Here is a 20,264-nt window from a genome sequence, read left to right on the forward strand (position 1 = left end):
GGCCACCTCGGCGAGGCGGTCGGGGTCAGCCCAGCGATTGCAGTGCGGTGTGCAGCCGGTCGAGTGCCGCGGCGATCCACGGCAGGGACGTCGGATCGTTGCTGCCCAACGCTTCCCAGCGCTGATCGGCCGTCTGTCCATAGAGCAGACTGGTCGCCGCCCGGAAACGCAGACTCTCCCGCGTGTCCCCGAAATGTTCGCCGGCCAGCACGCCGATGCCGTACTCGTCGAGCAGATGGTCGGCGAGTGCGACGCCCGTTTCGATGCCGCGGGCGGCCAGTGCGGGACGGAACAGCTCGAGATCGGGATAGAGATAGAACCCTGCTTGCGGCGCCCGGCAGGCGACGCCGGCTTTCGCGAACACCGTGTGTGCCGCGCGCGCCACTGAGGCGTGCAGTCGCCGGCTCGCGGCGATATGCGCCGTCACCTCGGCAGGCGCGTCGAAGGCGAAGACCGCCGCCACCTGCATCGGACCTGCCAGACAGGACCAGACTTCGCTGCCGAGGCCGGTGATCTGCGCTCCCAACTCCTGTCCCGCGCGGCCGGGCGGGGTGCGGAGGAAGCCGATCCGCCAGCCACCGAGGGCCATGGATTTGCTCAGTCCGCCGGTGACGATCGTCCGGTGCGGCAACAGGGTCGCCGGGCTGTGCATCGACTCGGGGTCGTAGGCGAGGTCGCGGTAGATCTCATCGCAGAGGATGGTCATGCCGTGCCGGTCGGCGATCTCGCAGACGCGGGCGATCAGGTCCGCGCCTGCGATGGTTCCTGTGGGGTTGTCCGGCACCGTCAGGATGAGAATCCGCGGGTCAGCACCCTCTTCGCGGGCTTTCGCCAGCGCAGGTTCGAGCAGGTCCGGGTCCGGCACACCACCCGCGATGCGCGGGATCGGCACCCCGATGGCGCGTTTGCCGAGGAAGCCGATCTGCGCTGGATACGTGACCCAGGATGGGATGGGCAGCACCACATCGCCGGGCAGCACCGCGATGGCGGCATACAGCAGCGCCTTGCTGCCCGGCGCGAGGATGACCTGCTCGGTGTCCGTGCGCAGACCACGCCGCGAGAGATACCGCGCTGCGGCTTCGCGGGCCCGAACGGTGCCGGCCACCGGGGCGTATGAGTTCTCCGTCGCGCCCTCGGCCAGTGCGGCGGCGATCTCGGGCAGCACCGGCAGTCCTGCCTCACCGAAGCCGAGATGCAGGATGTCTTGGCCGGCCGCCCGGCGTGCGTTGATCGATTCGTTGAGGGCCAGCGTGGCCGAGCGCGGTACCAAGGGTCATCTCCTGAGATCGAAAGCGGCTGGGGCCTTTGGTTATTCGTCCGTGACGGGCAGGCGGTACTCGCGGCGCATGCTGGTGCCGAGTTTGCCGATGTGCGCGCCGTAGATATGGATCGAGATCACCGTTGAGGTACCGGCATTGCGTACCAGGTGGATGTCGCCGGGCGGGGCGAAACCGCAAGCCGTACCTGCCTTGTTGACCACCTGATCCACCGCGACGAGCCGAGCGGACTCACCCTCACCACGCAGTTCGTAGCGCCATTCAGTCTCCGCGCCCTCGTAAACACCTGCGACACACCAGGACACGTGGTCGTGGATCGGTGTCTGCTGCCCCGGCAGCCACACCAGGGCCACCACGGAGAAACTCCCGTCGTCTTCGGTGTGCACGAGGTGCTGCCGATACTTCTCCGGCGATCCCTCCCGAAACTCGGGGGGCAGCAGATTCGGCTGTGCCAGAAAACCTTCCAGACGATTCGCGACGAGCTGCGCGGCCTCGGCCGGTGGGCGTTCGCGCCGCACGACTTCCCGCACCGCGGCGACAAGATCGGTGAGGACCGGGGTACACGGGGCGGCGGTACTGATGGACATGGCGACTCCGATCGAACAAGTAGACCAACGCGCGCCGCACTTTCGATCAGCGGCGCTGCCGATTCGCATGAAACGCCTTGTCCGGCAACAGAAGATCGTCGTCGGCCTGGCTTTGGCGTCGGCTTATGTCGACCAGCATGCATCGCGGCAACGCTACGGTCTACTTAGACATTGTTGCCGTAACCAAAGGATCCGTTATATGTGCGGCAGGCTCTACTTGCCGCTCATCGCATCGGCGGCGACCTGCAACGCCTCCATCATCAGCCGGGTGACCGGAATGTTGTGATGCCCGGCCAGCGCGTACGCCGCCACCGTCCGCGAGTCCACCGGAATCACCGGACGGCTCACCACCTTCGGATGGCGGATGAACGACTGCACCATGCTCGGCATGACCGCGATCCCCGTGCCCGCCGCCACCAGACTCTGCACCGCGAGATTGTCGTCCGTCGTGAAATCGATGTGCGGTTCGAACCCGGCGGTCGCGCACGACTCGATGAAATGGCTACGGCAGCGCACACATCCGGCGATCCACCGCTCGTCGGCCAGCTGCGCCAGCTCCACCGTGCGCCGCCGTGCCAGCGCATGCCCCTTCGGCAGCAATACGATCAACGGATCGTCGAGCAACGAAACCTTGTACAGGTCATCCGATTCCGGCTGCTCCGATGAGGCGTCATAGGTGAACGCCAACGTGATGTCACACTCCCCCCGCCGCAACGCCTCCACCGAATCCGGCGGCTCCGCATCGAACAACTCGACCCGGATCCCCGGATGCCGCGTCTTGATCGCCGCCACCGCCGACGGCACCAACGTCGCACTCGCACTCGGAAACGCACACACCCGAACCCGCCCCGTCTTCAACCGGGTAATCGCCGTCATCTGCTGCTGCGCCGCCGAGATCGTCCCCAGAATCCCCGCCGCATGCTGCGCCAGCACCTGCCCCGCATCCGTCAACCGCAACCCCCGCCCCACCCGCACGAACAGCGGCGTCCCCACCGACCGCTCCAACGCCTTCATCTGCTGACTGATCGCCGGCTGCGTATACCCCAAACTCCGCGCCGCCGCCGCAAACGAGCCCGTCCGCACGACCTCGTCGAACACCCGAACATGCCGTGAGTCGAACATCGGTCCAGAATAAGCATTTCTTTGGGGTGCATAGGGTTTCGCGGGGATTGGGGAGAAGAGTCAGCAGGTCGACCCCGCCTGACCTTCGTCAGCTACCACCCATAGACAGAGAAGGGCGTTCCATCCGCAACATGCCGCATAGCCACTTGGCAGTACCCGATCATGTGCTCCGGCAACTCATCGACCGCGAACCACCCGATCGCACTGCACTTCTCAGGTTCCCTCTTGACAGGCTCCCCCTCCCACTCAGCCACAGTGAAGAAGAACGCCACCCTCCCACCAGCCGAGGAGTTGTGCATAACGTGACTGAACTCCACATCCCCCGCCTCGACCACCACCCCAACCTCTTCCTCAGCCTCACGAATCAGCGCAGTAACCACAGACTCACCCGCCTCGAGATGACCGGACGGCAGATGCCACGCCCCATCCTCGAAACCAGTGTTCCACCGCCGCCCGAACAGCACTCGGTCACCACGCCACAGCAACAGGTGAACGTCCCCAGTCACCTTGTGCCGTGGAGGTTTCGTCTCCCGATCAGGCACACAAACAGTTCCACTCATCGGTTGACCCGCTTCTCTCGTAGGGGCCGAACTCCTCGTTGAAGTTCAAAATTTGACTCAATTTGAACTTCGTTTGACGTTCGGTACGAACTGGCTGATGCACGGGCGGAAGCCGTGAGGACGAGACTGTCGGCGCTGGTGGCTGGGTCGTCGTAGAACTAGGGCGAGCCATCGGCTCAGCTTCCACTGGTCTGGCGCCGGACAGACCGTTGAAGTCACGCCATAGTGGCCTCCCACAACGCCGCGACAGGCATCGCCAGCATCTTCGGCCCGAATGGCAAGGTCTGCTGACCGGTGTGCAGAACTATCCCTGCCAGGAAGTCGTTGCCGAGCCGCTCAGCCAGATGTCGGAGACCACGAAAATCGTTCGGGTTCACGGTTGATGCGGCCTTCACTTCGATGCCGACTACCTGGCCGCGCCGATTCTCCAGTACTGCATCGACCTCCACCTGATCTTTGGTGCGGTAGTGAAACAACTCGACGTCCTCATCCGACCAGGTCAGCTGCCGTGCCAACTCAGTAAGGACAAATCCTTCGAGCAGAGGTCCGAACTGTCCTCCTGGCCGAAGCAGGCTACGAGCATCCGCTCCGATCTCGTTGGCGGCGATACCGGAATCAACGAAGGCAATCTTCGGCATCGCAGTCGCCCGCGTGCTGATGTTGCGGGACCACGCCGGGATCCGCTTGATGAGGAACACCTCTTCGAGCAGCGCGAGGTAGCGGGTCACGGTGGTGGCGCTGAGCCCGAGGTCCCGGCTCAGGGTGGCGGTGACAAGAAGCTGGCCCGAGCGGGCTGCCAACATCTGGATCAGCGCACGCATCTCGCTTGTCCGCTCGATCTCGGCCAATTGCTGGACGTCGCGCGCAATGAGATCGCCCACGTACGAGTTGAAGAAGGCACGCCGCCGCTTGTCGTTGGTCCGTGCCAACGCCTCCGGAAATCCACCCCGCACCACGCGATCGGCATAGTCGGCCCGGGGCACCGCCGAACTGTGCCGGATTCCATCTCCCTGGGCGAAAACCGCGTCGACAAAACAGTCCGGCGTGCCATCGATCTCTCCCTGGGAGAAGGGCCACAGTTCGATGGTTTCCATCCGACCGACCAGGGTGTCCGGCAGGGCACGGAGTCCGAGCACGCGCGCCGACCCGGTCAGTAGGAAACGTCCGGGCCGCGGATCCGCGTCCACCTGAGCTTTGATCGACAACAACAGCTCGGGGGCTCGTTGGATCTCATCGATCACCATCAACCCAGGAAAGTCGACGAACCCATCCGGGTCGCCCAATGCGGCCTGCCGGGTAAGAGCGGTATCCAGATCCCGCCACTCCGCGTCCCTGCCTTTGGCGGCCAACCGTACAAGCGTGCTCTTGCCACACTGACGAGCTCCGTTCACCAGAACTACCCGCGTATCTTCAAGTGCCTCGGCAACCATCGTCTCGGCATGCCTAGGCTTCGCAGGGCCGAGAAGTGTCTGCACCACGCGTCCTCCTCGAGTCTGTGGGTGGTGGATCCGTCGCCAGTGTACTGGTGGAATCGTCGCCGACGTTCTGGTGGATTCGTCGCACAGTCCCTGGTGGATATGTCAACACGCTGGTGCTCCATTCGTCGCAGTGCACGGACGACAAGTGGGGTCCGAGCGCAGTTGACGGTGGAACATCAGATTGGCCCAGCGGACGGTGGCGGAGGCGCTGCACGACGCGGGAGTACCGATCCGACCACACGGCGGTCAGCGCCGCAGCTGTACTTTAGGTGTTTTATCGAATCACGAGACGATCACCCAGGACCCTAGAATCTAGCCATGAACCAAGCGGGGGAAGCAAAGCGGATCGCCGCGCTACTCAACCAGACAGAGGCTCTGGCTGAATTCGGCCGAATGGCCCAGGGCGAGGATGATTCCGATGCCGAGCGGGCGGTACGCCAGCTACAGGACCGCTATTCCCTCTGGTACTCGGCTTCGCTCTCTTCGCTGCCTGAGGATCTTCGTGGGCGGTTTATCGACCAATTCGAAGCCAAGCATCCGAACACGAGTCCCAAAATCAAGCAGTTCATTGCCCACCCCAGAAAGCCGTGGGCCCTATACAACTCCGTTCCCCGCTTCATGAAAAGCCATGGCAGATGGCAACATTCGCTGAAGCAGAGCTACGAGGAACCCCTGTTCGAGCAACGCCGTCTCCTTTTGGAAGCCAAAGGGCGGCTGGCCATCAACCCTGACGTCCACGACACCATGGACCAGCTGACAGAGCTGTTTCGCCGACTTCCACCTGCTCTGACCATCTTGGAACGCCCTAATCGTCATGGCCCTGGCCTCACAGTGTCAGACGAATACGACCTCCAGAAGATCCTGCATGCCGTGCTCCGACTTCACTTCGATGACGTGGAGCTGGAAGAGACAACCCCGCGCAGGGCAGGCGGCTCGTACCGGATCGACTTCGTATTACGACAGGAACAAGTGGCGATCGAGGCAAAAATGACTCGGTCATCCTTGGGAACTAAGGAGATTCGGCGGCAACTCATCGATGACATGTTTGGTTATCGAGGGCAGGCAAATGTCGCCGCACTGGTCGCGGTGATTTACGACCCGACTCGGCGAATCGACAACCCGGCCGGATTTGAGCGCGATCTCAGTACTGACGACCCCGAACTCCCCGTCCGAGTAGTCATAGCTCAGGGCTGATTCGCGCGTCTACCTCGTCTCCAAGGGGAGCGCGGATTGGGGCCTACCAAACCGGGAGGGGAGTTTGGGGCCGCGACATCGACAGTGGCGAACCGGGGAAGGGGCCCGGTGCCCGGCATCGGGGCTTGGCGAGCGGGGAAGGGGTGGCGGCTGAGTCGGCAGGAGGGCGTGAGCCTTCACAGGAACGATGAAGGCCCGGTCCTTGTGGACCGGGCCTTCGGGGTGGGCATGGCGGGAACTTACTCGAACCGGACCGATCTGCTGGGAGACTTCGCTGATCTGCGGAAACTGGTCAAACAAAGCGGACCGCGCAGGTCGATCCGTCGTGAACCGCGAACGTCCGGCGGCCCGAAGAAGCAACTGACGTCGGAAGAAGCCGGCACGATCGTGGCCAGGTACGAAGCTGGCACGTCGATGGCTCAGCTGAAGGTTGAGCACCACGTGGCGAAGCGGACGGTGGCGAAGGTACTGCGTGAGGCTGGCGTGGCGATCAGGCCACGAGGCGGGCAGCGCCGACGTCTACAGGATCGGCGACCCTGTAGCGCAGCTCTCCAATCTCGCCGATGCCGTCGGCGACCTTGCTCCAGTCGACAGCGGTCGCGGCGGCAGACAGAATCGACAGCACGTTCTCCTAATCGGTTTGAGGCGCATGACCTTGGCCGTGGTGGCAGGCTTTGATTCGCCCACCAGCGGCCGAGATTGAGAGCGGGGTATCCCGATGTCTGATGAGGACGTCCGCCGGGAGCTGGAGCGGATGCGCTCCGACCAGGCGCAAGCAATGGCGAACAGTCAGGCGGGAGCGGTAGCTCTCGAACAAAAGGCGCTAGAGGCCCGATCGAAGACCCTCGCGATGCTGATCCCGGTACTGCTTGAGGAAGTCGCGGCAGTTCCCTTGTACGAGTTCAAGCGTGAGAAGCGAATCTCGGACAGTTGGCGCGGGGGAATGCAAATTCGCCGCTGCCTGGAGGACAGAGGCGACTCGGGTTGGTGCGTCTCCACCCCTAACGGCGACGTCTACATCACCCTGATGGGCAAGGTCCTCGGCACCAACTGCGTAAATCAGTACACCGCGAAAATTGATCGGGGTGCCGGCCGTGGGCCCGGATTCATCGTTGTTCCACAGTTGCCGCAGGCTGCTACTGGTTTGACGGCTGGAGGCGTCAAACCATTGCCTCCCCGCGAGATCGCCAAGCTCGTGGAGTCTGCGTTGAGATGGCGTGAGGACTGCGTTCGAGCCGCACGGTAGGCCGCACGGTAGTTGGATGCCGAGCCGACGGATCCAATACCACACAAACCACAGGTGCCCACGATAGAAGAGGCCGCTTTAGCACGCGTACGCCGCAGGATGTCTTGGCAACGAATCGTGTCGCCCTCAGCGGGATTTGAACCCACTTCTTCGCGATAGGGGCCATTCACTTGCCCCAAACCGCAGGCCGACCCGGGCGCGAACTGTGGCCACCGCAGCTGTTCCCAGTGACTGAACTACAAGGCACAGGAGTTGCAGCACGAAACGACCTCGACAATGTCGCGGAGCGCATGGGCGATGGGCTGCGCGCCAATGCCGCACGGTGTGGGCAAAATGTGCGCGCGCCACCGAATCTCTGAGTCGTCGGGGCATTAAAAATGCCCCTCACCTGCAATGCAAGTGAGGGGCAAACAGTGGAGCTGCCGGGAATCGAACCGATCCGGACCAGTGGTCAGACTCACCAAGCGTGCCGATGCCGCGCAGGTGCCTATTCCGGCGCAGCCGCAGTCTGCTCGATCCACTCGACATAGCTGTCGATACACCACTCGACCGGAGTCGCGGTCACCTCTGGGCAATCCCATGGATGCAGTTCTGCCACCCGTGCCGCGAGGCGGTCGCGCACAGCAGCAGCGGTTCGCAGAGTGACCCGCCATTCCTTGCCCTCGCCGAGCTCCCCCAGATGCCAGAACACCGACGCCGCAGGACCGCTGATCTCAGCTCCGGCCGCGAGCCGGTCAGCGACGACGGCCCCTCGCAATGGCTCGCGCATCGTCCTCGGTCGGAGTCGTCGACGTAACTGCCCACACCCTCGCCACAGTCATGCCGCCCACACTATGCCGATTCTCAAGCCGACTTCTACGACGGACCTTTACGTAGACCTGGCACTACCACAGCGGCGAGCACAGCCGTTCGTGGTGCCCTGCATCTGCGCGCGGCGATCCTGGCCGCACGAACGAGCGATACCTCGCCGACGCCCACCTCGATGCAGCAGCGGACCTGGCCGCGCCCAGGCAAGAACGGGCCAACTTCTACGGGACCTAGTTCAGCGCGCGGCGTACGTCGATATCCACCGCATCGCCGTACCCGTCGAATTGTCCGACGGCACAACCGCGGTAAGCCGCGCGATTGATATCCGCCTGCCCGCGGGCACCGCTCCCAGTCGCTGCGGACACTACTGGATCGACATCTCGCGAGCCTGGTTGCTGCACGGCGACAGACAGCGCGCTCTCGATGCGCTTCAGCCGCGCGCCGAATCGCTCCACAGCTCACCCGATATCACCCGCAGGTGCACGAAACGGTCCGTACGCTCGCGGCACGCGATGTCCGATCCACAAGCAGCCTGGCCGGTTTCGCCGCATGGTGCGGAGTCCGCGACTGACACGATGGAAACCATGAACGAGCACGGCAGCCCCGTCCTGTACGCCATCCCCTGCGGCCCGCGACATCAGCAAATTGGTGGACCTGACCCACGCCGACGGCTGGGACGTCTGCGTGATCGCGTCACCGAACGGCCGCCAGGTCATCGACACCGACGCGCTCGCGCTCAAGACCGGCCACACGGTACGCAGCCAGTAAAAGGAACCGGACGCCCCCGGTGTACTTCCGCCGGCCGACGCGATGATCGTCGTGCCGGCCACCTGTAACTGCTGGCGAAGTGGGCGGCAGGCATCTCCGATAGCTTGCCGCTCGGGCTGTTGGTCAAAGCAGTCGGCAAGGGCTGCCCGTTGTGGCAATGCCCTTCTCCAACTGGGCACAGATCAGCTTTCCTGCAGTCCAGGACGCGATGTGCAAGCTCTCCGACTGGGGTGTAATCGTGCTGGTCGGTGACGACGTCTACAAGCAGCACGAACCGGGGACCGGCGAGAATTACATTCACCTGTTCCCGTGGGACAAGGCATGGCAAGCGCTACTCGCTCACCCGTTACGCACGGGACCGAGCTAGCCGCTGACTGCTGCTGGCCACTTCTTGCATCGAACTGCCGGGCTGTTGAAGCTCGACGCCAGCAGTCTGCCTGAACTGGTTGCGTGCCCTCTGGACAATCTCGTACGGCCACCGCAGCCAGGCTGCCTACCGCACAATGAGTGCAGGCATCCTCGTCGGACCAGTACAGCCGAGGGTGGTCGACCGCAGTTCCTGTACGAACAATTGCCGAGCCGGAGCTTTCGTGTGACGACACTTGCCAATGTTTACTACGCCCTCTTAGGCGCGATTTTCGGGGTTCTTCTTGGCATTCTTCCCCGTTGGCGTGCAAGCCTCCTCAAATGGAGGGTCTCAATTAAAGTAAGAAAGCGTCAAGCCCTGACGACATCGGGAGCAGTTAATCGCTGGCTCATTCATTACTACGATCGACATGGCCTCTCGTTATTCGTCAGCGAAATAAACGGAAATACCAAATACGTACCAGTGCTTTATGATCCACGGCTCATTTTTACGCGAATACTAGATCTAAAAATGGATTGGCCGCTGAAGGTGGAGCCTCAACGACCGATTCCATTTCGCATCGATCACAAATTGCTAAATAGACGCCGCGAAATGGGGGCCGTACTCTTTCAATCGTGGCGCAAATCAATGCATCTGGATCGAATAGAATTCGCGCATCCCCCGGAGATATCTATCCGACCCTGCGAATACTTCGAGATAGCCACTACACTTCTCGGACTCGAAGAGGAGACGTATCTCTGTACGAAATGGAGTTCGCGCTGGCGCAGATGGCGACGACCGAAAGCACCACTCAGAGATACACATCGACAAACACTTCCACTTGAGGGACACAGGCAACCGCTTCCGCTATCCGTCGGAAGCAACACGGTGCTCGTGATAAAAATCGGCGGCGACTATCAAGTTGCAATACAAACACGCGCAGAAACCGTAATCACCTCGCCAAACAGCAAGGCCGTGATACCCAATTTCGGATTCGAGCCCAATGAATTTGCAGGCGGAAAAAGCTCCTATGGCATCGTATTCTACAACTTCGTTAGAGAATACCTTGAAGAATTATTTGACTACGAGGAGATCATTGGCCGCAGCAGGTGGGCTCAATCGCCCGATTGGTTCCTGAGACTTCCAGAAGCCAGGACGCTACTCACTGCCGTCAGCAACAGGAAGTTTACTCTCGCGTATCTTGGAACCGGAATCGAATGCCTCAGCGGGACAGCTACCATAGCTCTACTAGCTATAGTTGAAGATGACAACGTAATCGAGGAATTGATGCAGCAACTAACACCGAACTATGAAGTCGCTGCGCCGTCGACTACCCAGGCTCCTGTTGAATTCATAAGCATCAATGACTCCCGGCTGGCGATCTGGCACGAGCAAGGAAAGTATCAAGCCAGCACCGACTTCGCATTAGCACTGGCGCTCAAATATCTACGGCAATTGACTCCCTAATCTATTCAACAAGATCCAGGACCAGAGTTCTGCGTATACGGCCGAACCCAACCAAGCCGATCACCAAGAAAGCGGTCATCCGAAAGATAGTAGGTTTTCGCGAAGGACTCATCCTGCGGTTGAGCCGCGATAGAGTCTATCTTAGGCAAGGTATCAGAAATTAAGAGAGCCGCGTACTTTCTCGAGCGAATCCATACATCACGGACTTCATCCACGGCAGGCCAGATTGGAAACAATACTTGAGAAACGATCGGTCCGGAATCCACCCTCTCTATAACTTCGTGTATTGTTACACCGTGCACACTTTCACGATTCTTCAATGCCCAGTTCACGGGACGCATTCCACGGTAGCTGGGGAGCCTGCCAAGGTGGCAGTTCAGCACTCTTCCACTCTCTAACAGCAGGCTACCTCCGATGACCCGGTCATACTGCATGCTCAACACGAGGTCAAATTCTCCCCAAAGCAGCTCACGCCAATCGCCAGACCGACAAAGCTCGATATCAGGCCAGCGATCTGCGACGTGATCAGAGAACCTAATGTCCCAGTCGGGTTCGATCTCATTAACTACTACCTTAGAGACGGACCAACCGTCTATTTGACTCGCAATTTCACAAGCATGGAGGGCGATTGCCCCCTTACCTAATATCGCCACTCGTTTCATAACAAGACCTAGTCCGATCTACAGTCGGCCACTGAGAGCCATTAGTCATGGATGGTGCGACGATGCGGAAATTGCAAGGTAATAGGTAATCGCCAGAAGGCAAGGGCCATCCTTTATCTTTCCAGTCCGAACCAGTTCAGAAAGCTCACTGACTGGGATCCATTTAATCTCGCTGGCCTCGCTGATATCCGTTGGATCACCTATCAGATCTGCCGTTTCTATAAGGTAAAGCGAGAACCGCATATTGCTCATGCCGCTCTGCGCATAATAGACGCTGAGTAGTTGCGGGGTTTTCGAGCGCCATCCCGTTTCTTCTTCTACCTCACGACATACGGCCTCTTCGGACGATTCCCCAAGATCGACCCAGCCAGCAGGAACCTCCCAGCCCCACGCATTGGTTATGAAACGGTGCCGCCACATCATAAGCAATTTGCCGTTTTGGATGACTAGCGCATAAACTGACTCACGCGGATACCGAAGAACATGATGCTCGAAGCGGTGCCCATCTGGAGTCTCCACGTCATCCAGCCAAAGCTCTACCCATTCACTCTTGTAAATATTGCGTTGGCCGTGCACTCGCCAGATCTCCGATTCATACTCACCAGAACACATATTCAACTACCTTTCTTGAACTAGAAGAATTCGCCGTTGATAAATTGAAGAGGAGGACTTTGATTTATCCACGGACTAACAAACTGCGACACAGAATCAAGTATGAGCAGGTGGCATCAGTATGTCAATGCAGCCCCAGCAGTGAAATCACTGATATTTTGGGAGCGCTCACCAAACAAATGAATGCCGACCTTCAACCCGATGCAATGCTGCACAGACTAATTCAATCTCGCGGCTGGCCAGCAGGGGTGAGATCGGGAGCGAAAGTATGGATTTGGCCGCATCCTCAATGACGGGCAACCGAGCACCATACATGCTATATGCGGGCTGCAGATGACAGGGCGTTGGATAGTGTATTGCCCAACCGATTTTGCAATGGTTTAGAGATTCAATAACAGCCCGGCGATCAACAGTTCTTATTATTGCAATATGATAAACTGGCGCCGAACCATCGTGGATATCCAGTAAACGACATGTGTCAGGAAGCATCTCCCTGTAATCGGCCATCACACGTGACCGCATGAAATTGTCCTGGTCTAATATTCGCAACTTAACGTTTAGCACCGCTGCCTGCAGCGAATCTAGGCGACTATTGCAACCGCGATGAGAATGAAAACTCCGATCGGAATCTGTTCGGCCGTGATGAGCTAAAGATCTCACCCGATCGATCAATCTGAGATCATTCGAAACAACCGCGCCTGCATCACCGAGTGCACCGAGATTCTTCGCTGGATAAAAGCTGAACGCAGCAGCATCACCAACGCTACCGGATCTGCGCTCGAACAGCGAAGCTCCATGCGCCTGAGCCGCGTCTTCAATAACTGCTATTCCGAGCCGGTGCGCTATTCTGACAATTTCGAAAAAATCCACCATCTGCCCATAAAGATGCACGAGGACGATAGCCGCTGTAGAGGCGTTTATTGCGTCCTCTACAAGAGCCGCGTCCATAAGCAAAGTATCGTGCCGCACATCGATAAAACGTGGTCGCGCACCTACACTACATATGGCCTCGACTGTCGCAATAAAAGTGTTTGCCGGGACGATAACCTCATCGCCAGCTCCTATCCCCATTGCCATAAATATAAGCTGTAAGGCGTCGGTTCCGCTCGCCACTCCGACGCATCCTTCTACCCTGCAGTACCGTGCAAACTCGCTCTCAAACTCGGCGACTTCTGGACCATCGATAAATTGCCCATGCATCCAGATTAGGCGCCACGACCGTTCGATATCGCTACGCACGCGTGCGTTCAACTTCACCATATCAACAAACGGAACGACGAGTTGGGCTGACTCCTGCAGCAGCTCGAAATCACTCATCGGGACACCTCGTCCAAGTACACTTCGTGGCCACTACGGTTGGAGATATCCAACCCAGCGAGAACTTGCACAGTAGCGAGCCCATCGATTGCGGGTGTCTCGGATTGTCGACCTGTCCGGATACATTCAACAAAGTGTCGATCTTGCTCCGATAGCGGATCGCCTGAGTACGGGCCTATCCGGTCCAGCCCATCTTCCGTTTTATCAAACCCGAATCGGGAATATCGGTACAGCCGAAGTGTTTCCGTTGGTGACACATAGTCACATAAAGCCATACCGCGGTCGCCGATAACACATACTCGGCGGATCTTGACTGGAGACATCCAGCTGACATATACAGCCGCAACGGAATCAGACTTTCTAAACCTCATCGTTAGCTTTGCTTCATCAGAGTGCCCTGTTCGGACATGGCTATACCCTTGCGCCGAGACAGCGTAGGGCATCTCTCCTAGAAGGTACCCAATTATCGCGATATCGTGTGGAGCCAAGTCCCAAACAACGTCTACCGAATTTTGGTATCGACCTAATGCGAGTCGATCTGAACGTATCGCTAAAATATTACCAAGCCGACCTTCTTCGATTACCGCCTTCAAACGACGGGTTGCCCAATGGTATTGGAATGTGTGAGCAACCGCGAGTAGCAATTCGCGCTTCTTGGCCATTCCGACAAGCTCTTCAGCATCCCTGATAGATGTTGTGAATGGCTTCTCAACAAGAACATGCTTGCCCGCGTACAAGGCCTGCCTAGCAATATCGGCATGGAAGAGAGGTGGCGACGACACAACAACTGCATCAATACCATCGATTATGTTTCCAAGGTTGTCTGCGAGCGAGAACGCAGGGTGGCAGGCGCCAGCCACAATCAATCGAGTTGGATTATTGTCCACAATCGTGACCTCTACATTGGGCACATGGCTTAATGCCCTAACGTGGCGAGAACCCCAGTATCCGTATCCAACGACCGCTACTCGTAGATTCACAGGACCGCACTGCTCCCTCTCTGAATAGCGAGAATAACCAGAAAAGACCGCGACGCCGTCCTCGTTCTGCGCGAGCGGTCAGTGATCGTCTGTAGCACCGCAATGGCGGTGGGCGACAGCGCATCTACACGTAGCTGAACAAGCATGATGCGTATAGCCATCCGAACTGCCTCTGGGCCTGCGGTTACGTCGCAGCTATCCATGACGAACTCGAGTGAACCCACGACAGTGCTGCCGCTGATAGCTGTGGAATGAAGGGCTGATGCTGCCATAGCGTGTCTCTCGTGGATCGAGCCAAGGATCCTTGCCACCGACGAACGAAGAAGTCGGTTCCACCCATGATCCGCCGAAAAGCGGACCGCCGCGAGAGTAGTTGGTCTACTTCACCTCTCACCTTCGGCTCTACTGAGCAATGACGACCGCCGGCGGTAGAGCCGCGATTGTCTCGATGTGGCCGAGACTCTGACCACGACTCACTGCCACGATGCCGCGCCACGGCGCGGCTCATCCACGCAGAGGAGAAGGGGCGCAACGGCACCGGCTACGGGCTATCTGTGCCAATTCCCGCCTTCCTCCCAAAAACTTGAGTAGGCGATCGTCGATCACCGCCGCATCCGACAACGGCCCGTCAACTTCGCCACTGAGGCTTCTTCCTGGGAGGTGAGCCTTCGTCGCGGTCTGAAGGACGCAGCTGCCGGGAGCCGACGGGAGCGCCTGATCGATCTGACGCTGTACGCCTGCGACCAAGGCACGACCGCAGAGATTCGGCCGCAGCGTGGCCGAGGGAAACGAGAAAGGCGGCCCTACCGTCCCCGAGGTCCTTTCGGACCCCGGTTCGAGTAAGACCGCCTTGGTGGAGCTGCCGGGAATCGAACCCGGGTCCTCCGCCGCGTCTCCAGGGCTTCTCCGTGTGCAGTTCGCTGTGTCTCTACTCGGATCTCTGGGTCTCGCGAACAAGCTCAGATGACGATCCCAGTCGCTGTTTGATGTTCCATCCTGGTCCGCGACCGGCCAGGACGGTGAGTCCCTCTAGCTGATGCCAGGACCCGGGTCGAGGGACGAACCCGGGCTGACAGAGACGACCTGCTACTTAGGCAGCGAGGGCGTACTCGCGCTGATTGGAATCGGCGCTTAATTGGTTGCAATGACGCTTACGGTGGTCTCTTGCCTGCACCGACACGCTTCCCCTGAATCTACGTACAAAGTCGAAACCGTTCAGCCCCGTACGTCCCGACACCTTGCCGGGCTGTTCATATTAACACCGGCCAGAGACCGATTCTTCCCATTATTCGGCCGGTGTCGCGCGACCTGGCTCACGCTGCGGCGATGAGTCCGACGGCGATGAGGGCGAGCACCATGCCTGCCTGCTGTTGCCTGCCGACGCGTTCACCGAGCAGCACCATGGCGAGCAGCACGGTGGCCGCCGGGTAGAGCGAACCGATCACGCTGACCAGGGCGAGCATCGAGCCGTGGAAGGCGTAGAGCAGCGCCGCGTTGCCGATCACGTCCAGCACGCTGATGTAGAAGGCGAGTCGCAAGGGCTCGCCGCGCAACCGCTTGAACTCGCCGCGCGTCAATGCGGTCACCCACACCACACCGGTCGCCGCGACCCGCTGCGCGAGCAGCGGCCACAGTCCGGCGGACGCGGCGGTCTCGTGCATGAAAACGAACATCAGGCCGAACGCCAAGCCGGATCCGACGGTCAGCAGGGCGACCATCTTGGTGAAGCGCAGTTCGCGGCCGCCGGTGATCTCCTCGGTGACGGCGTCCGGCGACTCCCGGCTGACCAGCAACACCGCCACCAACGCGAAAACGATGCCGACGAAGGCGAGCGGCCCAGGTCGCTCCCCGGCGATCAGGCCGACGAGCACGGGGATGCCGGCCACCAGCACCGCGGTCAGCGGCGACACCACGGCCATCGGACCGCTGGCGAGCGCGGCGTAGAACCACCAGACGGCGACGCCGCTGGCAACGCCTGCCGCCAGCCCCCAGCCCATCGACGCGGCGTCTGCTACCCCATCGACGAACGGCAGGAGCAGCAGCACCAGCACGATCGACATCGGGTAGGAGTAGATGACGACCCGCAGCGCGGTCACCTTGCGGGCCGCGACGCCGCCGAAGAAGTCGCTGACGCCGTAGCCGATTGCGGCTACCAGCGACAGCACGATGGCGGTCAGCGCATGCCTTTGATACGCCGCCCTAGCTCGCGGGTGACCTCGCGCTCGGCGGTGCGCTTTGCCAGATCTTGCCGCTTGTCGTAGTCCTGCTTGCCCTTGGCCAGCGCCAGTTCGACCTTGACCTTGCCGTCGGAGAAGTACATGGACAGCGGGACCAGCGTCTGGTTGCCCTCGCGCGATTTGCCGACGAGGCGGTCGATCTCCCGCTTGTGCAGCAGCAACTTGCGGGTCCGGCGCGGCGAATGATTGGTCCACGTGCCGTGGCTGAACTCTGGGATATGCAGGTTACGCAGCCACACCTCGCCGTTGTCGACCGTCGCGAACGCGTCGACCAGCGAGGCCTTGCCCTCACGCAGGCTCTTCACCTCGGTGCCGACCAGCGCGATCCCGGCCTCGTAGACGTCCAGGATCGTGTAGTTGTGCCGCGCCCGGCGGTTGGTCGCGATGACCTTACGCCCCTGTTCCTTCATAACGATCAACCTTAAGTGACGCGGCAACCGGATTATTCCCAGGTCGCGGCGCGGCACTAGCCACCAGGGCGCAGGACGACCCAGAGCGCGAGCAACGAGATGAAGGCGACGACGAGCAAGACGGTGGAAACGCGAGGTCTGCCGGGCCGCGGCGGCAGGCGATGGCGCAGCCACACGCTCTCCACCGACGGGTCGGTCTCCCGGCGGACGTTCGGCGGCGCGTCCGGAGCCTCGGAACCAGGGGAACTGCCCGACCCTTCATCTTCGTCAGGGCCATCACCGGTAGCCATAGCCAGCACCGTAGCGGGGGCCGGCGCCGATCGCCGTAATTCCCGCGCGCCGCAACAGAGTTGGTACTCAGGCGAGACGTCGGGCGAAGACCTCGGTGGGGGCCGCGTCGGCGACGTCGACGGTGAAGACGCGCAGGTCGACTGCGGTCGGCGTGAGATCGAGCACCATGAAGCCGAGCTCGTGATAGTTCTCGAACAGCGCGGGATTCCCGCCGCGGTGTCTGGCGTCTTCGGCGCCGGCTACTTTCGCGGCGGCCCCGGACACGAGTTGCCTGGTGCCCTTGGAGGCGATGGTCGGCTCCAGTACCTGCAGCGCATGGTCATGCCCGGAGAGCAGGAACTGGCAGGTGCCCGCGACGTGGTCCTCGATGAAGCGCTGCACGTGGATGCCGTTGATCGGTTCGATGGGCAGACCCTCGTAGTTTCCGGCGTTGCCGTGCGGGCCGTTGCTCAGGTACGGGTGGTGCGTGCAGGCGATCTTCCAGGTGGCGGTGGACGCGGCGACCGCCTGATCGAACCACGCGCGCTGCTCGTTCATGAACTGTCCGTCGACCGCCCAGTAGGGCGAGAAGATCGGCGGGATATAAGCCGCGAGCGGGTTGAGGTCGAGCACGAAAAACTCGACGACGGGGGTGTGCTCCGGCACCCGCACCGAGTAGTACCGGCTGGGCATCCACCAGCGCGGCGAGTTCGCGTGGTACTCGACCTCGTGGGTGCCGCGCAGCAGCCAGCCACCGTCACCGGGCAGGACGGAGCTGGTGTCGTGGTTGCCGAGCACCATCAACCACGGGAAATCCAGTCCGGCATTGGGGGTTTCGAATTTGTCGGCGAACTGGCGGTCGGTACCGCTGTTCGGGCCCGCCTCGTAGATGTTGTCGCCGAGGCCGAGCGCGAGGGAGACGGGCTCCCGGCGGTGGAATGCACGCATGGCGTCGGCGACTGCCCACTGGGTGCGTGTTCCGGTGCCCGCGTCACCGGTCACCAGCACCCGCAACCGGTTTCCGGTCGGGAAGCCGAACTTGGTGACACCGTCCGCCACCGGTACCGCCTGGGCGGGTGTCAAGCCGACCAGCGACGCGATCCCCGCCGCACCGGCCAGGAAGCCCCGGCGACCAAAACTGTTGTCATGCATGCGATGTCCTCGAGAATCCGTAACCCACCCGGCTATCATCCTCGCCCATGGCGATGCCGGGTGGGCCGGGAGTGGACTACTTTGCGGCAGCGAGCGCTTTCTTGCTCCGGTCCAGGCCGAGCGCGTCGGACATGGTGAAGAACAGATCCGTCTGATCGGTGAGGCCGACCACGTTCGCGGCGTGCGGGCCGTAGGCGGCGACGCGCAGCTGGGTGCCGGTGTGCTCCTGCGAGCCGCCCGCGTCGGCGTTGCCGTAGGAGACACCCATCTCGGCACCGTCCTTGGTGACGACCTTGGTGGTCAGCGACGGAGACTTGGTGTCGAGCGGGACGATCTGGCTGCTGTGCGCGTGGTCGGCGGTGACGATCACCAGGGTGTTGCCGTCCTGCTCGGCGAAGTCGAGCGCGGCCCGCACGGCCTCGTCGAGGTCGACGGTCTCACCGACCTGACCACACGGGTTGGCGTTGTGGTCCTGCTTGTCGATCGAGGCACCCTCGACCTGGAGGAAGAAGCCGTCCTTGCGCGGCTTCAGCAGGTCGATCGCCTTGCGGGTCATCGTCGCCAGGTCGGGCTGGGTGGCGGCGCGCTCGGGGTTGGGGCGGCAGGTCTGCGCGGGCAGGTTCAGGCCGTTCGGCACGGCGAGATCGCCGGTCCAGCGCACCGGCATGTTGCCGGGGGTGAACAAGCCGAGCACCGGAGCGTCCTGGTCGGCCTTGGCGAGTCCGTCGAGGCCCGCCTTGTCGGCGACGACGTTGTATCCGCGGGCCTTGGCCTGGTCACGCAGGGTCTGACCCTGCCACTGGCCCGCGGCCGCCTTCTGGTCGAAACTCTTGGCGCCACCACCGAGGGTGACGTCGGCGCGCGTGTTCAGCAGCTGCTCGCTGATGGAGCCGAGGCCGCCCTGCTCCAGCGCGTTGGTCGGGCACTTGAGCGCCGTCTCCGCCGGGCCGTAACACTTGCGGTCGGTGACGTGCGCGCCGAGCACGGCCGGGGTGGCGTCCTGGATCTCGGCGGTGGTCACGTTGCCGGTGGCCTTGCCGTTGGCCTTGGCGATCTCCAGCAGGTTGGTCTGCGGGGCGCCCTTCAGGTCGACGCCGATGGCGCCGTTGTAGGTCTTGGTTCCGGTCGCCCAGGCACTGCCGCTGGCGGCGGAATCGGTGACGTAGTCCGGCTTTCCGGTCTTCTTGTCCAGGGAGTAGTGGGTGTAGGAACCGGTGAGCGGCAGGGCGTCGATGCCCTTGAAGTAGCCGCCCGCACCCTCGGCGACGTTGCGCGCCACCGTGATTTCGGAGTCGCCCATGCCGTCACCGATCAGCAGGATGACGTTCTTGGCCTGGTTACCGTTGAGCGAGGCGCGCAGGGCGTCGGTCCGGTCGCCGGTGGTCCGGCGGGCGCCGCCGTTCTCACTCAGCGTGCCTTTGGCACCGGGGCTGAGGAGTTCGCCGTTGCCCTGCTTCGTGGCGTCGGACGAACCGCAGGCGGCCAAGGCTCCGACGAGAACGGCGGCACCCAGGACGGCACCGGCGCGGAACCGGCGGGGCATAGAGCGCGACGAGACAGAGGGCATCAGCGAAAACTCCGTTGTTCGTAGATACATGGGATGTTCGGAGCTTTACCAGGTCGTCTGAACAAAAAGGGTGCACCGGGCAACCATTCGGTTACCGCACGTTTACTCATTCACATGTTCGCATAAGTGAACACGTTGCAGGGCAGCCGAATCTTGCTGCCGCGCAGTTACTTTGATGCCATCCGGCAGACAGGTCGCGCCGGCT

At 61.3% G+C, this 20,264-nt stretch carries 20 protein-coding genes, 1 other RNA gene and 1 pseudogene; 5 read left to right on the forward strand and 17 right to left on the reverse strand.

From position 1 onward, the window contains the following. Positions 1–25: 25 nt before the first annotated feature. The 5 genes from DBO33_RS34855 to DBO33_RS34875 all read right to left on the reverse strand — a co-directional run bounded on the left by DBO33_RS34855 (position 26) and on the right by DBO33_RS34875 (position 5,024). The gene (locus DBO33_RS34855) at positions 26–1,270 is read right to left on the reverse strand and encodes a pyridoxal phosphate-dependent aminotransferase (protein WP_107658839.1); all 1,245 of its coding nucleotides are present in this window, start codon (positions 1,268–1,270) and stop codon (positions 26–28) included. Positions 1,271–1,309: 39 nt separating this feature from the next. Continuing rightward, positions 1,310–1,864 (reverse strand): cysteine dioxygenase family protein, encoded by a 555-nt coding sequence (locus DBO33_RS34860; RefSeq protein WP_107658840.1) that lies wholly within the window; start codon positions 1,862–1,864, stop codon positions 1,310–1,312. A 213-nt stretch (positions 1,865–2,077) separates the two neighbouring features. Beyond that, complete coding sequence (locus DBO33_RS34865; RefSeq protein WP_107658841.1) at positions 2,078–2,986, reverse strand: LysR family transcriptional regulator; 909 nt, start codon at positions 2,984–2,986, stop codon at positions 2,078–2,080. 92 nt (positions 2,987–3,078) lie between these two features. Continuing rightward, the gene (locus DBO33_RS34870; RefSeq protein WP_234391213.1) at positions 3,079–3,450 is read right to left on the reverse strand and encodes an NUDIX domain-containing protein; all 372 of its coding nucleotides are present in this window, start codon (positions 3,448–3,450) and stop codon (positions 3,079–3,081) included. A 311-nt stretch (positions 3,451–3,761) separates the two neighbouring features. Continuing rightward, complete coding sequence (locus DBO33_RS34875) at positions 3,762–5,024, reverse strand: ATP-binding protein (protein WP_234391214.1); 1,263 nt, start codon at positions 5,022–5,024, stop codon at positions 3,762–3,764. A 318-nt stretch (positions 5,025–5,342) separates the two neighbouring features. On the opposite strand from DBO33_RS34875, the gene DBO33_RS34880 reads away from it, so the two are divergent. Continuing rightward, positions 5,343–6,218, forward strand: a complete 876-nt coding sequence (locus tag DBO33_RS34880) for a PD-(D/E)XK nuclease domain-containing protein (protein WP_107658843.1) — start codon at positions 5,343–5,345, stop codon at positions 6,216–6,218. 228 nt (positions 6,219–6,446) lie between these two features. Then, positions 6,447–6,674 (forward strand): annotated as a pseudogene (locus DBO33_RS44825) (hypothetical protein); the annotation flags it as partial. A gap of 34 nt (positions 6,675–6,708) precedes the next feature. Here DBO33_RS44825 and DBO33_RS44510 read toward each other — a convergent pair. Continuing rightward, positions 6,709–6,843, reverse strand: a complete 135-nt coding sequence (locus tag DBO33_RS44510; protein WP_267897908.1) for a hypothetical protein — start codon at positions 6,841–6,843, stop codon at positions 6,709–6,711. Between the two features lie 93 nt (positions 6,844–6,936). Here DBO33_RS44510 and DBO33_RS34885 point away from each other — a divergent pair, with 93 nt between their 5' ends. Next, on the forward strand, positions 6,937–7,464 hold the full coding sequence (locus DBO33_RS34885) for a hypothetical protein (RefSeq protein ID WP_107658844.1): 528 nt from the start codon (positions 6,937–6,939) through the stop codon (positions 7,462–7,464). A 487-nt stretch (positions 7,465–7,951) separates the two neighbouring features. Here DBO33_RS34885 and cutA read toward each other — a convergent pair whose 3' ends face one another. Next, on the reverse strand, positions 7,952–8,233 hold the full coding sequence (gene cutA / locus DBO33_RS34890) for a divalent-cation tolerance protein CutA (protein WP_107658845.1): 282 nt from the start codon (positions 8,231–8,233) through the stop codon (positions 7,952–7,954). A 957-nt stretch (positions 8,234–9,190) separates the two neighbouring features. On the opposite strand from cutA, the gene DBO33_RS44265 reads away from it, so the two are divergent. Further along, positions 9,191–9,406: a hypothetical protein gene (locus DBO33_RS44265; RefSeq protein WP_234391215.1), complete on the forward strand. Its 216-nt coding sequence runs from the start codon at positions 9,191–9,193 to the stop codon at positions 9,404–9,406. Positions 9,407–9,631: 225 nt separating this feature from the next. Then, positions 9,632–10,852, forward strand: a complete 1,221-nt coding sequence (locus tag DBO33_RS43245) for a hypothetical protein (RefSeq protein WP_159080681.1) — start codon at positions 9,632–9,634, stop codon at positions 10,850–10,852. Between the two features lie 5 nt (positions 10,853–10,857). On the opposite strand, the gene DBO33_RS34905 is transcribed toward DBO33_RS43245, so the two are convergent. The 10 genes from DBO33_RS34905 to phoA all read right to left on the reverse strand — a co-directional run bounded on the left by DBO33_RS34905 (position 10,858) and on the right by phoA (position 20,035). Next, complete coding sequence (locus DBO33_RS34905) at positions 10,858–11,514, reverse strand: formyltransferase family protein (protein ID WP_199856850.1); 657 nt, start codon at positions 11,512–11,514, stop codon at positions 10,858–10,860. Between the two features lie 45 nt (positions 11,515–11,559). Then, on the reverse strand, positions 11,560–12,126 hold the full coding sequence (locus tag DBO33_RS34910; RefSeq protein ID WP_107658847.1) for an NUDIX hydrolase: 567 nt from the start codon (positions 12,124–12,126) through the stop codon (positions 11,560–11,562). A 168-nt stretch (positions 12,127–12,294) separates the two neighbouring features. Further along, positions 12,295–13,443, reverse strand: a complete 1,149-nt coding sequence (locus tag DBO33_RS34915; protein ID WP_107658848.1) for a DegT/DnrJ/EryC1/StrS family aminotransferase — start codon at positions 13,441–13,443, stop codon at positions 12,295–12,297. Further along, complete coding sequence (locus tag DBO33_RS34920) at positions 13,440–14,423, reverse strand: Gfo/Idh/MocA family protein (RefSeq protein ID WP_107658849.1); 984 nt, start codon at positions 14,421–14,423, stop codon at positions 13,440–13,442. The genes DBO33_RS34915 and DBO33_RS34920 overlap by 4 nt, the downstream gene beginning before the upstream one ends. Positions 14,424–15,274: 851 nt before the next feature. Beyond that, positions 15,275–15,646: a transfer-messenger RNA gene (ssrA, locus tag DBO33_RS34925) on the reverse strand. A 90-nt stretch (positions 15,647–15,736) separates the two neighbouring features. Further along, positions 15,737–16,588: a DMT family transporter gene (locus DBO33_RS34930; RefSeq protein WP_107658850.1), complete on the reverse strand. Its 852-nt coding sequence runs from the start codon at positions 16,586–16,588 to the stop codon at positions 15,737–15,739. An 8-nt stretch (positions 16,589–16,596) separates the two neighbouring features. Then, positions 16,597–17,070 (reverse strand): SsrA-binding protein SmpB, encoded by a 474-nt coding sequence (gene smpB / locus DBO33_RS34935; RefSeq protein ID WP_107658851.1) that lies wholly within the window; start codon positions 17,068–17,070, stop codon positions 16,597–16,599. A 56-nt stretch (positions 17,071–17,126) separates the two neighbouring features. Beyond that, the gene (locus DBO33_RS34940) at positions 17,127–17,360 is read right to left on the reverse strand and encodes a hypothetical protein (RefSeq protein WP_107658852.1); all 234 of its coding nucleotides are present in this window, start codon (positions 17,358–17,360) and stop codon (positions 17,127–17,129) included. A 67-nt stretch (positions 17,361–17,427) separates the two neighbouring features. After that, a complete protein-coding gene (locus tag DBO33_RS34945; protein WP_107658853.1) occupies positions 17,428–18,492 on the reverse strand; it encodes a metallophosphoesterase in 1,065 nt (354 codons plus the stop codon). Positions 18,493–18,568: 76 nt separating this feature from the next. Further along, the gene (phoA, locus tag DBO33_RS34950) at positions 18,569–20,035 is read right to left on the reverse strand and encodes an alkaline phosphatase (protein ID WP_107658854.1); all 1,467 of its coding nucleotides are present in this window, start codon (positions 20,033–20,035) and stop codon (positions 18,569–18,571) included. Positions 20,036–20,264 lie beyond the last annotated feature (229 nt).

Origin of the sequence: Nocardia suismassiliense, from assembly GCF_900269665.1 — a bacterium.
In the GTDB taxonomy this organism is placed as follows: domain Bacteria; phylum Actinomycetota; class Actinomycetes; order Mycobacteriales; family Mycobacteriaceae; genus Nocardia; species Nocardia suismassiliense.

Excerpts from the sequence above, each read along its gene's own strand:
- DBO33_RS34860 (WP_107658840.1), bottom strand. The coding sequence starts at position 1,864 with ATGTCCATCAGTACCGCCGCCCCGTGTACCCCGGTCCTCACCGATCTT.
- DBO33_RS34865 (WP_107658841.1), bottom strand. The coding sequence starts at position 2,986 with ATGTTCGACTCACGGCATGTTCGGGTGTTCGACGAGGTCGTGCGGACG.
- DBO33_RS34880 (WP_107658843.1), top strand. The coding sequence starts at position 5,343 with ATGAACCAAGCGGGGGAAGCAAAGCGGATCGCCGCGCTACTCAACCAG.
- DBO33_RS34885 (WP_107658844.1), top strand. The coding sequence starts at position 6,937 with ATGTCTGATGAGGACGTCCGCCGGGAGCTGGAGCGGATGCGCTCCGAC.
- cutA (WP_107658845.1), bottom strand. The coding sequence starts at position 8,233 with ATGCGCGAGCCATTGCGAGGGGCCGTCGTCGCTGACCGGCTCGCGGCC.
- DBO33_RS34905 (WP_199856850.1), bottom strand. The coding sequence starts at position 11,514 with ATGAAACGAGTGGCGATATTAGGTAAGGGGGCAATCGCCCTCCATGCT.
- DBO33_RS34910 (WP_107658847.1), bottom strand. The coding sequence starts at position 12,126 with ATGTGTTCTGGTGAGTATGAATCGGAGATCTGGCGAGTGCACGGCCAA.
- DBO33_RS34915 (WP_107658848.1), bottom strand. The coding sequence starts at position 13,443 with ATGAGTGATTTCGAGCTGCTGCAGGAGTCAGCCCAACTCGTCGTTCCG.
- smpB (WP_107658851.1), bottom strand. The coding sequence starts at position 17,070 with ATGAAGGAACAGGGGCGTAAGGTCATCGCGACCAACCGCCGGGCGCGG.
- DBO33_RS34940 (WP_107658852.1), bottom strand. The coding sequence starts at position 17,360 with ATGGCTACCGGTGATGGCCCTGACGAAGATGAAGGGTCGGGCAGTTCC.
- DBO33_RS34945 (WP_107658853.1), bottom strand. The coding sequence starts at position 18,492 with ATGCATGACAACAGTTTTGGTCGCCGGGGCTTCCTGGCCGGTGCGGCG.
- phoA (WP_107658854.1), bottom strand. The coding sequence starts at position 20,035 with ATGCCCCGCCGGTTCCGCGCCGGTGCCGTCCTGGGTGCCGCCGTTCTC.